At 66.2% G+C, this 13,574-nt stretch carries 4 protein-coding genes; 2 read left to right on the forward strand and 2 right to left on the reverse strand.

Annotated features, from left to right (window positions below; translation table 11 throughout):
* Positions 1 to 89 precede the first annotated feature (89 nt).
* Positions 90 to 986 carry a DMT family transporter gene (locus ACTHLF_RS02705; RefSeq protein ID WP_440324631.1) on the reverse strand — a complete coding sequence of 299 codons (897 nt, stop codon included), beginning with the start codon at positions 984 to 986 and terminating at the stop codon, positions 90 to 92.
* 192 nt (positions 987 to 1,178) lie between these two features.
* On the opposite strand from ACTHLF_RS02705, the gene ACTHLF_RS02710 reads away from it, so the two are divergent.
* Positions 1,179 to 1,982 carry an alpha/beta fold hydrolase gene (locus ACTHLF_RS02710; RefSeq protein ID WP_440324633.1) on the forward strand — a complete coding sequence of 268 codons (804 nt, stop codon included), beginning with the start codon at positions 1,179 to 1,181 and terminating at the stop codon, positions 1,980 to 1,982.
* A gap of 156 nt (positions 1,983 to 2,138) precedes the next feature.
* Here the strand turns inward: ACTHLF_RS02710 and ACTHLF_RS02715 are convergent, their stop codons facing one another.
* Entirely contained in the window at positions 2,139 to 4,286 is a 2,148-nt protein-coding gene (locus ACTHLF_RS02715) for an AsmA family protein (RefSeq protein ID WP_440324635.1), read from the reverse strand.
* Between the two features lie 226 nt (positions 4,287 to 4,512).
* Between ACTHLF_RS02715 and ACTHLF_RS02720 the strand changes: the two genes are divergently transcribed.
* Positions 4,513 to 13,574: autotransporter-associated beta strand repeat-containing protein (locus ACTHLF_RS02720; RefSeq protein ID WP_440324637.1), on the forward strand; the 9,062-nt coding region annotated here is incomplete at its 3' end.

Here is a 13,574-nt window from a genome sequence, read left to right on the forward strand (position 1 = left end):
GTGTGTGTGTTTTGGTCCCCCCCCAGGGGGCACCGCGGGGCCCCCGGGGGGGGGGGTGTGGTTTTGGGGGGGGCGGGGTCCCCCGCGATTCAAGGCGCGACAATGTCTGAGGGAGCCGCCCGCTCCCCCCGGTGCAGGAAAGGATGCGCAAACACCGCCCCCAGAATCACGGCGACCCCCAGGTAAAACGCCCAGCCAAGCTCCCGCTGCTCACCCAGCAACGGAATGGCCAGGACGATCGCGTACACCGGCTCGAGGTTCGTCACCATCTGCGTGGCGAACGCCGAGAGGTGCCGTAGCGCCGACAGCGCCAGCGCGAACGGCAGCAAGGTGCAGCCGAACGCCAGCACGATCATCAGCACGGCATCGTGCGCATTGGGCAGCACGAAAGCCGCCCCCGGCATGAGCGGCGCCGCGATCGTCAGGAATGCCGTACCCGCGCCCAGCTCGACGCAGGTCACGGTCAGCGAATCGGCATGTTCGATGTAGCGCTTGTTCAACGCGCCGAAGAACGCCACGAAGAGGGCGGAAAGCACACCGACCGCCAGGCCCAGCCGCATGTCTCCCGGCAGGCCGCCAGCCACCAGCGCCACGCCCGGCACCACGGCGGCGCCCAGCAACAGCTCACGGGCCTCGAACGGCCGCTTCGCGATCCACGGCTCCACCACCGAAAGAAACGCCGGGCACATCGCGATGCACGTCGCGGCCACGGAGGCATTCGCTAGCTTGATCGCGCCGTAAAAGGTCAGCCAGTGCAACGCCACGACCACGCCCGTACCTGCGTAGATCAACAGCAGCCGCGGCGGCAACGCCCGCAAGCCGCGCCACACCCGCGGCACGCAGAGCAGCGCCGCCGAAACCAGCAGCATGCGCCACCAGACCAGCGGCAGGGCGGGCAGGGTGATCAGCTTCCCGAGGATGGCCGTAAAGCCCCACAGCAGGACACAGAAATGGATCTGGAAAAGGGCTTTGCGGGTCGGCGACATGCGCGCACTTTACCGGACCCGAGCGTGTGGGAGCGCGCTTGCGCGCGATGGGTGCTCGCGCGGGAACGCCCCCGTAGGAGCCCACCCTGTGGGCGACATCTTTCGCCCAGACACAGCAGGCCCTGCGGCTCTGTCCGCGAAAGATGTCGCGCGCAAGCGCGCTCCTACGGGGGGACTGTTACAGTCCGGCGTATGACGCTGACTGATGACGACCTGACCGGGCTGCAAGCGCACGGGGTTCCGCCCCTGCCGGTTCCGGTCCTCGAGGGACGGCTGGAACACGCCGGCGACACGCTCTGGTACGGCGTCTTCGGTACCGGCAAGCCCGTCGTGCTCCTGCACGGCGGCATGGGCAGCAGCGAGAACTGGGCTTATCTCATTCCGGAACTGGTCGCCCACGGCTACCAGGCCATCGCCATCGACAGTCCCGGCCAGGGCCGCAGTCGCTGGGGCGGCGGGCCCTTCAGCTACCGAGGCATGGCCCATCAGGTCATGGCGATCTTGGATGAGCTCGGCATGGCCCGTGCCGCGATCGTGGGATGGAGCGATGGCGCGGATACCGGCCTGGTCCTTGCGGATATTGCGCCGGAGCGGGTGTCACGGTTGTTCTTCTTCGCGTGCAACGTGGACCCGGGTGGCGTGAAGCCGTTCGAGTTCACGCCGGTCATCGGGCGCATCCTCGAAAACCACCGAAGCACGTATGCGCGTCTGTCCCCGCACCCGGAGCGCTTTGACGAGGTGTTCGAGGCGGTACAGGCGATGCAGTCGACGCAGCCGGACTACACGTCGGCCCAACTCGCGACGATCAACGTGCCGACGGTCGTTGCGCTTGGCGAAGCCGATGAGTTCATCAGGCTCGACCATGCCGAGTACCTTGCCCGGGCATTGCCCAACGCGACTTTCCGCCTGCTGCCCGACGTCACCCACTTCGCACCATTGCAGCGCCCGGCATTATTCAACGCGGCCGTGCTCGAGTTCCTTGCCGCCGCCCTGTAGGAGCGCGCTTGCGCGCGACATCTTTCGCGGACTGAGCTACGGGGGCTTGTAGTTTTAGGCGAAAGATGTCGCCCACAGGGTGGGCTCCTACGGGTGTGAGGTTGGGGGCGAGTGCCTATCGCGCGCACGCGTGCTCCCACAGGGGCATCGCGGGCCTTACTTTGCGTTGGTCTTGCCCGGCGGGGGGGCTTTTGGCGGGGCCTTCTTCAGGTCGTCGAGCAGCGGCTGGCAGGTGACGGCGTTGGCCTTGCCGCTCTCCGGCACCATCAGCGGAGCAAGGGCAGCGACCGGTGCCGCGAAGAACAATGCCACGGCGCCACCCCCACGCAGGATCAGCGGGCCGGCATGCACGCCCGGCGACGGATTGGCGAACGTGCCATGCACGTACAGCGGCGAGCGCAGCGAGAAGATGCGGAAGCCCTTGGTGTGCGGCACGATATCCAGGTTGAGCTTCTCGTCCTTGAAGTTGATATTGCCGTTGACGTTGATCAGGGCCTTTTCGGTATCCAGCGCAAACACGCGTGATTCCATGTCGCCGTCGGTCGCGACCAGGTCGGCGGCCATGCAATTGATCTTCACCACGTCATCGCCGAAGAACTTACCGACGACATAGCTGCCCACGTTGAGGCCGGCAAGCTCGAGGAGTGACGAGCTCACTGCGCCATCGTTGATCAGCAGCTTCAGTTCGCCATTGGAGCTACCCAGCAGGGCCGCCGGCGAATTGCCCACGGCAGTGAACGACGCATCGCCATTCATTTCGCCGAAGCTGGTCTGCATCGGCGCGAATGTCGGGAACAGCTCCTTCAGTTTCATGTGGCGCGCGCCGAGATTCAGGCGGCCCTTCATCGGCTCGGCCGAGCCATCCAGGCGGATGTTGCTGCCCACCGTACCGCCAGCCACGCCGAACTTCAGCGGATCCAGGGTCAGCACCGCATCCTTCATGATCAGGTGCGTCTCGACATTACTGATCGGCAGGCGCTCGCCGTGCACAATCTTCGCGCCGACGAAACGCACATCGGCATCCATCGCATTCCAGCGGTCGGTCTTGAACGGCTCGACCGGGAGCACCTTGCCATCCGGCTGCTTCTTCGCATCGCCGCGCTCGGCTTTCTCCGCGTCGCTGCCACCACCCACCAGCGGGGCGAGATCGCTGAAGAGCAGCTGATTCGAACGCAGGTTGCCGGTCAGGCTGGGGCGCTTGCCGCCGGTATTGAATGTGAGCGTGCCACCCAGGTCGCTGCCACCGACCTTGCCGGTGAAGTTCTCATAGACGAAGGTGCTGTTGTTCTTCTTCAGGTTGGCCTTCAGGTGGCCTTCCGTCGCGAACGGCGGAGTATCGGGCAGGGTGATGCCGGTGAGGTCATACAGGTGCGACATGCTCGTGCCGGAGAACCAAAGGCGGATGTCGAGCGCGCCCATGTTGATCGGATCGGTCAGCGTGCCGACGAAGGCGATATGCGTATCGCCGAAGCGCGCATCGGCCTGCACCGGGAACGGGCGGTTCGCTTCGCGCAGCGCGAGGACACCGCCAGTGCGCGCCTTGGCTTCGACGGTCGACTTCTTGTACGTGCCCTTCGCATCCCACGCGAACTGGTACACCTGCTTGCGCTTGGTCTCGTCGTTGCGGTCGTTTTCGTCGGCGTTGCTCTTCGCCATCTGCTTCGAGCTGGCACCCGTGGTCTTGTTCGCCTGCGCGCGGGAATCCTTTTCCTGCTGGGCCATGATCTCGTCGAACGGAATGCCCTTGCCGAGCGGCGTCACGTCGATGCCCATCTTGATCTGCATCTGCGCATCGTCGAAATCGATGTGGCCCTTGTCGAAGGCGAGGGCATTGAGTTCGAGCTGCCACTCGGAGGGGCCGCTGCTTTCGGGCAGCTTGAAGGTCCAGGTGTTGGTGCCGTCCTTCTGTCGTTCCAGGGCTATCGCTGGCTGGCCCAGGCGGATCTCCGGCACCACGATGCGGTGCGCGATAAGCGGGAACGGAGCGAGGCGGAAGTCGATCGAGTCCAGGTGGGCGAAACGGTTGTTCTTAGCCCAACTCGGGTTGGTCACCACGATGTCGCGGGCCGTGAAATGGGGCCATGGGATAAGGCTCACCAGCCCGCCCTGGCCCGGCTCACGGGCCCAGTGGGCGGTGATGTCACCCTGGATGGCGAACGGGCGGCCGATGGCTTCGGAGACCTTTTCGTTGATCGTCGGCTTCAGCCGGTTCCAGTCGAAGAACGCGATGAAGAGGATCACGGCGACGATCAGCAGCACAAGGATGCCAAGCACCCACGCCAGGATTTTCCTGCCTCGCCGCATTGGCCCTCTCCGTATTAGTGCATATGCGCCCTTGGTAACGCGATAAGCGCCAAGGTTATGTGTTCACGGCACGGCGCGATTAAGCAACGTGTGTGCCGTGTGAGGATGCCCCGTACGAAAGCTTGCCTTATTGGCTTATAGCAATGCCTCTTTCGTGCAGTCCCACCGTGGTACCGCTGCCTAAGCTGCCCCTGCAACCACCATGGACATGGCAGGGGTGAATCCAATGAGCCAGCGCGCAGCACACGTACATCGTCTTCCACGCCGCAAGGGGATCTACCTCGCGCTGGCTTCCCTCCTTGCCATGCCGCTCGTGCCCGCGGTGGCGTTGGCGCAGTCGTGCACGCTCACTGGCAGTACCTATAACTGCTCAGGCGGCGTCATCAATGTGCCGCCAACCCTCACCGGCAATAACGTCACGGTGAACATCGCCTCCGGCACGACGATGACGGTGCCGCTGCTGGGTTCTGGTCCGCCGATCAACTTCACGGGCAACGGCTTCACGCTGAATAACGCGGGCATCATCGATCCGTCCCTGGGTGGCATCAACCTGGCGAACCCGTCGGTGTTCATCGGGAACGCCACCGCCAACACCATCAACGTCAACAACCTTTCCAACGCCTATATCCGAGGCGTGTTCAACGTGGGCTCGCTACTCGGCCTCGGTGGACAGGCCTTGCAGCTGCAGAACGGCAGCGGCGGCGTCACCAACATCACGAACAGTGGCACGATCGAAATGTCGCTGCTGGGCGGCGGCACGGTCAAGGCGTCCGATGCGGTTGCCATCGTGTCGTACGGCGGTGCGCAGACCAACATGGTGAACAACGGCACGATCACCGGCCGTACTGGCTTCCTTACCTCGGCGGCGGTCGGCAGCGGCAACACGTTCATCAACAACGGTACGGTCAATGGCAGCGTAGCCCTGGGCGACGCCGTCGCGGGAAATACTTTCACTGCGGTGTCGGGGTCACGCGTCATCACCGACGGCGTCGGAGTGGAGCTGAACGTGCTCGGCCTCCTTACGATCAAGATCGCCGCGGCGGGCACGGTCGACGGCGGTACGGGTAGCAACGATTCTCTGGTCCTGAAGAATTCGCCCACGGGTCCGGGCTCCGGCACCACGGGCGCGATCACGGACATCAACGGCGCCGTCTACAGGAACTTCGACCACCTGGTCGTCAACAGCGGCACCTGGAACCTGCTTGGCCCGGTGGCAGTCGCCGATACCCGGATCAACGATGGCCTGGTTAATTTCAACGACGCTACCGCCTTCGGCCCGGGCACGCTCACCGCGAACGGCGGCACCATCGCATCAAGCTCGGGCACGGCGCTCGCGCTCACGAACGCGGTGGCGCTCGGCGGGCGGCTGACACTGGGTGGTAGCAACGCCTTCTCGCTGAACGGCGTGCTCACCGGCTCGGGCGGCCTCAACGTCACCAACACGGCCGTCGTCACCCTGGGCGGTGCCAACCTGTTTACGGGCGGGGTGAACCTCAACGCCGGCGGTTTGCTGCTGACGAATGCCGGTGCGCTGGGCGCCGGCACGCTGACGGTGGGCGGCAACGCAACGCTGGATACCAACGCACCGAACTTCAATTTCGCCAACAGCATCATCGTTAACCCCAGCACCACGCTGAGCCTGCTCGGTAGCCAACCGCTTGCCCTGAACGGCACGCTGTCCGGTGCGGGTAACCTGACAAAGGGCGGTGCGGGCACGCTGACGCTCGGCGGCGCTTATGGATTGACCGGTGCCTTCAATGTCACCGGCGGCAGCGTTGCGCTGGGCTCGGGTGGCTCGCTCGCCGCTAGCACGGCGTTGAACCTGAGCGCAGGCACCACGCTGAACCTTTCGGCGGCCGCCAACCAGACGATCGGCTCCCTGTCGGGTCTCGGCGGCACAGTGACGCTCGGTACCAAGACGCTTACCCTGGGCGGCCTCAACTCGAGCATGAGCTACGCGGGGACGTTGTCGGGGTCGGGCGGACTGGTCAAGGTAGGGTCGGGCATCCTCACGCTAAATGGAGACAACTCGTTGCTCACCGGCGGCGTTGCGCTCAACGCGGGCGGACTCGTACTGGGTAATGCGAACGCGCTCGGTACCGGTGCACTGTCCGTTGGCGGCGCGGTCACCCTCGATACCAACGCGGCCCTGACCCTCACCAACAACGTGGTCCTCGGCGCCGGCAGCAGCCTGAGCCTGCTCGGCGGCCAGCCGCTCGTCTTCAACACCGGCGTCATCAGCGGCACCGGCAGCCTGGTGAAAAACGGCGCATCGCTGCTGACGCTGAATGGCGCGAACACGTACAGCGGTGGTACCACGACGTTCGGCGGCGGCCTCCTGGTCGGCAATAACGCGGCCCTGGGTACGGGTGCGCTGAACGTCAATGCGAATACGACCATCGATGCGTCGGCGGGTGGGATCGCGCTGGGCAATAACGTCAACCTTGCCGCCGGTGCCGCCCTCAATGTGCTTGGCGGCCAGCCGTTGACCTTCAACGGGGTGATCGCGGGTACGGGTGGGTTGCAGAAGAACGGCGCATCCACGCTCACCCTTGGCGGGGCCAACACATTCACCGGTGGCCTCACGGTCAACGCCGGTACCGTCGCGCTCGGCGCAGGTGGCCGCCTGGCCGCCTCGGGCCTGGTGAACCTCACCACTGCGGGCGCGGGCTTCGATATTTCGGCCGCGGGCAACCAGGTCATTGGCGGCCTTGCGGGCGTCGCCGGCACGACGGTGGCGCTCGGTGCGAACACGCTGACGTTCGGCAGTGACGGCGTCAGCCGCACGATGGACGGCATCATTTCCGGCTCGGGCGGCCTGGTGAAGACGGGCGTCGGCGTGCAGACGCTCGGTGGCGCAAACACCTTCACGGGTGGTGTCACGCTTAACGCCGGTGGCCTCATCCTTGGGAATGCCGGGGCGCTCGGCAGCGGTGCGCTCACCGTGACTGGCGCGAGTACGCTCGGTACCTCTGGCGCTTACACGATCACCAATAACATCAACCTGGGCGCCGGGCTGACTCTGGCCGGTACAAACGATACGACGCTTGGTGGCGTCATCACCGGCGCGGGCAGCCTGACAAAAAATGGAGCGGGCACCACGCTGACGCTGGGTAGCGCAAATACCTTTACCGGTGGCGTGAACCTCAACGCCGGCACGCTCCAGTTGGGCGACCCTGGCGCCCTGGGCACGGGTGCGCTGAATGTCGGCGGTAGCGCCACGCTGGGTTCGACGGGCGCGTTAAACCTCAACAATGCGGTGAACCTCGGCACGGGTGCGGTCCTGACGCTGCCCGGCAACACCGCCACGACACTCGGCGGCGTGGTTGCGGGCACGGGCGCGCTCACGAAGACAGGCCCGGGCCTGCTCACCCTCAATGGCGTGAACACCTTCAGCGGTGGGCTGAACGTCAGCGGCGGTGGCCTGGTGGTCGGTAACAGCAATGCGCTGGGTACCGGTGCCTTGACTGTCAGCGGTGCGACCACGCTCGACAGCACAGCCGCCGTCAACCTCGCGAACAATGTGAACCTCGGCGCGGGGCTCAACGTGCTCAGCAGCCAGAACGTGGCGCTGGGTGGCGTCGTGTCCGGCACGGGCGGTCTCACCAAGAACGGCGGTTCGGTGCTCACGCTCGGTGGCGCCAACACCTTCAGTGGCGGCGTGAACCTCAATGCCGGTGGCCTCGTGCTCGGTAACAGTGGCGCCCTTGGTACCGGCTCACTCAATGTCGGTGCCAACGCCACGCTCGAGACCTCGGCGGCGGTAAACACGACCAATAACGTGGCCCTCGCCGCGGGCGCCAACCTCAATGTACTCGGCAGCAACGCACTCACGCTCGGTGGCGTCGTGTCGGGTACGGGCGGTCTCACCAAGAGTGGCAATGCCACGCTCACGCTTGGCGCCGCCAATACCTACTCCGGCGGCACGACCATCGCGGGTGGCACGCTCGCCCTCGGCGCAGGCGCGAGCCTTGTCAACACAGGCGACGTGAACCTCGCCAATGCGGGCGACTCGTTCGATATCTCGGGTAGCGGCGCCAACCAGACCATCGGCTCGCTCAGCGGTGTCGGCGGTACCACCGTGAGCCTGGGTAGCCAGGTGCTGACGTTCGGCAAGGCGACCAACCAGACCTATAGCGGTATCTTCACCGGCACCGGTGGCATCGTGAAGGTTGGTTCCGGCGTAGAGACACTCAACGGTGCCAGCACCTTCAGCGGCGGCACCTCGCTCAACGCGGGTGGGCTGATCGTCGGCAACAACAGCGCACTCGGTACCGGCACGCTCACGGTGGCGGGCGCTTCGACGCTCGACAGCAATGGCCCGGTGGCCCTGGCCAACAACATCGCGCTGAATGCCGGACTCACGGTGCTTGGCTCCAACGCTCTCACGTTGAATGGCGTGCTGAGTGGTACGGGTAGCCTGACGAAGAACGGTTCGTCCGTGCTCACCTTGAACGGCGCGAACACGTATACCGGCGGCACCACGGAGAACGCCGGTACGCTGGCACTCGGTGCGAATGCCAGCCTCGCGTCCAGCGGCATCCTGAACCTCGTCACCGGCAGCACGCTGGATCTCTCGGCCGGCAATGGCACGCAGAGCTTCGGCACGCTGATCGGCGGTGGCACCATCAACCTGGGTGCGAACACCGTCACCCTCGGCGGCCCGACCGACGGCACGTTCAGCGGAGCGATCGCGGGGACGGGCGGCCTCATCAAGCAGGGCGCGGGCAAGGAAACGCTCACGGGTGCCAACACCTTCACGGGCGGCACGCTGATCAACGCGGGCACGCTGGCACTCGGTGCCGGCGGCAGCCTCGCGGCCACCGGCGGGGTAAACCTCACGGCGGCGGGTATGGGCTTCGACATCAGCGGCGGTGGCAACCAGACCATCGGCGTGCTGAACGGTGTCACGGGTAGCACCGTGACCCTCGGTGCCAATACGCTGACCCTCGGAGGCGTCAGCAATGGCAGCTACGATGGCGTGATCGGCGGCACCGGCGGCCTGGTGAAGAACGGCCTGGGCATCCAGGAGCTGGGCGGCGCGAATACGTTCAGCGGTGGCGTCACGCTCAATGCGGGCGGTCTCTTGCTCGGGAATAACAACGCGCTCGGCGCGGGCACGCTGACGGTCGGTGGCTCGGCATCGCTCGATGCGAATACGCCGGTGACGGTGGGCAATGCCATTGCCGTGGCATCGGGCGCCGCGCTCGACCTCGCGGGAAGCAACGCGATGACCCTCGGCGGTACGATCTCCGGTGCCGGTGCGCTGGTGAAGGATGGCGCCGCGACGGTCACCCTCACCGGTACCAACACGTATAGCGGCGGCACCACGATCAACGCGGGCACGCTGGCGCTTGGCGCTGGCGGCAAGCTCGCCGCCACCGGCGATGTGAACCTCACGACGGCGGGTGCGGCATTCGACATTTCCGCCAGTGGCGCGAACCAGACGATTGGTTCGTTGAGCGGCGTGACCGGTACGACCGTAGGCCTGGGTGCGCAGACGCTCACCTTTGGCAATGCGACGGATCGCGCGTACAACGGTGCGATCACCGGCACCGGTGGCATCGTCAAGGTCGGCGCAGGCGTGGAGACCCTCGGCGGCGCGAGCACCTTTAGCGGTGGCGCGGCGCTGAATGCAGGCGGCCTGGTCGTGGGCAACAACAGTGCCCTCGGCACGGGCGCGCTCACCGTCGGTGGCGCGGCCACGCTCGATAGCAGCGGCCCGGTGTCGCTGGCGAACAACGTGGTCCTGAACGCGGGCCTGACCGTGCTCGGCAACAACGCGCTTACCCTCAACGGTGTGCTCAGCGGCAACGGCAGCCTGACGAAGGACGGTTCTGCCACTCTGACATTGACGGGTGCCAACACCTACACCGGTGGCACCAACATCAACGCCGGCACGCTGGCCCTCGGCGCCGGTGGAAGCCTCGCCGCGAGTGGCACGGTGAACCTGGCGAGCAATGCCACGCTGGATATTTCCGGCGGCACCGGTACGCAAACGGTGGGCACGCTGACGGGTAACGGCAATGTGGCGCTCGGTGCGAACAGCATCGCGCTGGGCGGTGCGGCTAACGGCACCTTCGGCGGAAGCATCGGCGGCACGGGCGGCCTGGTGAAGCAGGGCGCCGGCACGCAGACGCTCACCGGCGCCAGTACCTTCACCGGCGGCACCACGATCAATGCCGGCACGCTCGCCCTTGGCGCGGGCGGTAGCCTGGCCGCCACGGGCGCGGTGAACCTCGCCGCGCCGGGTACGGTGTTCGACGTGAGTGCCACCACCGCGCCCGCAATCGGCGCGCTGAATGGCGTGGCGGGCACCGCGGTCTCGCTGGGTTCCAACACGCTCATCCTGGGCAACGGGAATGGAAACGGCACGTTCGGCGGCACGATCGGCGGTACTGGTGGGCTGGTGAAGAACGGGACCGGCACCCAGGTATTGAGTGGTGCCAACACCTATACCGGTGGTACGACGATCAACGCGGGCACGCTGGCCCTCGGCGCCGGCGGAAGCCTCGCGTCCGGTACCGATGTGAACCTCACCACGGCAGGCGCGGGCTTCGATATCTCGGGCAGCGGCGCGAACCAGACGGTGGGTTCGCTATCTGGCGTGGCGGGGACCAACCTCAACCTGGGCGCCGAGACGCTCATCTTCGGTAACGCGGCCAACCATGCCTTCGATGGCGTTATCGCCGGTGCGGGCGGCCTGGTGAAGAACGGTGCCGGCATCCAGGAACTGGGTGGCGCCAGCACGTTCACGGGCGGCATCACGCTCAACAACGGCGGCCTCGTCGTCGGCAACAACAGCGCGCTGGGCACGGGTACGCTGACCGTCGCAGGCGCCGCATCGCTGGATAGCACCAGCCCGGTCACGCTCGGCAACAACATCGTGCTCAACGCCGGCCTGACCGTGCCGGGCGCGAATAACCTGACACTCGATGGCAGCCTCTCCGGTACCGGCGGCCTGGTGAAGAACGGTAACGCGCTGCTGACCTTGAACGGCGCGAACACGTACACGGGTGGCACGGAGATCAACGCCGGCACGCTCGCCCTGGGAGCGAATGCCAGCCTCTACGCCAACGGCGTCGTGTACCTCGCCGATGGCGCGCTGTTCGATCTGTCGGCTGGCAACGGCACGCAGACCATCGGCACGCTCGTCGGCTCCGGCATGGTCAATGTCGGCGGCAACAACATCAATGTCGGTGGGGCGACGGACGGCACGTTCAGCGGTTCCATCGGCGGTACGGGTAGCCTGACCAAGCTTGGCACGGGCACCGAGACGCTCACCGGCACCAACACCTACACTGGGGGCACCTTCATCAACGCGGGGACGCTTGCCATCGGCGCGGGCGGCAGCCTTTCGCCGCAGGGTGCGGTGACGATCGCGGCGCCTGGCGCGGCCTTCGACATCACGGCGGCAGGCAACCAGGCGGTGGGGTCGCTCAACGGCGTGGCCGGCGGCATCGTCTCGCTGGGCGGCAATACGCTCACGATCAATGGCAATGCCAACGGCACTGTCGCGAGCACCATCACCGGCACGGGCGGCCTCGTGAAGGATGGCGCGAGCACGCTGACGCTGAACGGCGCGAACACGTTCTCCGGCGGTGTCACCCTCAACCAGGGCACGCTTGCCGTCGGGAACAGCGGCGCCCTCGGCACCGGTGCGCTGACGGTGGCGGGCGCAGGCACGCTGGATGCCTCCACGCAGACAACGATCGATAACGACATCCTGCTCAACGCAGGCCTCACCTTCGCTGGCAGCAACGCCCTCACGCTCGGTGGCGTGCTGTCGGGCGCCGGTGGCCTCACGAAGGATGGCGCGGCCACGCTCACGCTCACCAACGCGAACACCTATACCGGTGGCACCACCATCAATGGCGGCACGCTTGCGATCGGTGCTGGCGGCAGCCTCGCTTCGACCGGCGCGGTGAATGTCAATGCGGGTGGCACGTTCGATATCTCGGCAGGCGGCAACCAGGCGATCGGTTCGCTCGGCGGCACTGCGGGGAGCAACGTGACCCTGGGTGGCAATTCGCTCACGCTCGGCGGTGCGAGCAATAGCGCGTACGACGGTGTCATCACGGGTAGCGGCGGCCTCATCAAGGACGGCGCCGGTACGCAAACCCTCAACGGCGCAAATACCTTCACCGGTGGCGTCACGCTGAATGATGGTGGCCTGGTGCTGGGCAACAACGCCGCATTGGGCACGGGCACGCTCACGGTGGGCGGCGCATCGACGCTCGACACGAATACCGCCGTGACGCTCGCCAACAATATGGTGCTGAATGCTGGGCTCGATGTGCTCGGCAGCGACGACCTGACCCTCAACGGCAATCTCAGTGGCACGGGCAGCCTGTCGAAGGACGGTGCGGCAACGCTCACCTTGAATGGCACCAACACGTACACCGGTGGCACCTACATCAACGCCGGCACCCTGGCGCTGGGCGCAGGTGCGAGCCTTGCTTCCACCGGTATCGTGAACCTGGCCAGCGGCGCCACGTTCGATCTTTCGGCGGGCAACGGGACGCAGCAGTTCGGCACGCTGATCGGTAACGGTACGGTCAACCTCGGCGACAACGCACTGGTGGTGGGCGGCCCGACCGACGGCACGTTTGGTGGTTCGATCGCGGGCACCGGTAGCCTGACCAAGGTTGGCACGGGCACCGAGACGCTGACCGGGACCAACACGTACACCGGCGGCACGTTCATCGATGCCGGTATCCTGGCGATCGGCGCGGGCGGCAGCCTTTCCCCGACCGGCGCGGTGACACTTAACGCCGCGGGTACGGGCTTCGACATCGCGGGTGCGAATGGCGATGTCACGATCGGCCAGCTCGCCGGCGTGGCCGGCAGCGCCGTCACCCTTGGCGGCAACGGCCTGGTGCTCAATGGGGTAGGCAACGCGACCTACGACGGCATCATCAGCGGCACCGGCCGCCTGGTGAAGAACGGCCTTGGCACGCAGGTGCTGGGCGGAGCGAACACCTTCAGCGGTGGCGTCACGCTCAACGCCGGCACGCTCGTCGCGGGCGACGATGCCGCGCTTGGCACGGGCACCTTCATCGTCGGCGGCGATGCCACGCTGGACACCAGCGCCGCCGTGACACTCGCCAACGATGTGGTACTCAACGCGGGGCTCACCGTCGCCGGTCGCAACGACACCACGCTGGCCGGCCCCATTTCGGGAGGTGGCAGCCTCACCAAGAACGGCGCTGCGACGCTCACCCTCAGCGGTGCCAACAGCTATACCGGCGGCACCACGATCAACGCGGGCACGCTCGCCATCGGTGC

The sequence above is a fragment of the Luteibacter sp. genome (assembly GCF_051958795.1).
Lineage (GTDB): Bacteria > Pseudomonadota > Gammaproteobacteria > Xanthomonadales > Rhodanobacteraceae > Luteibacter.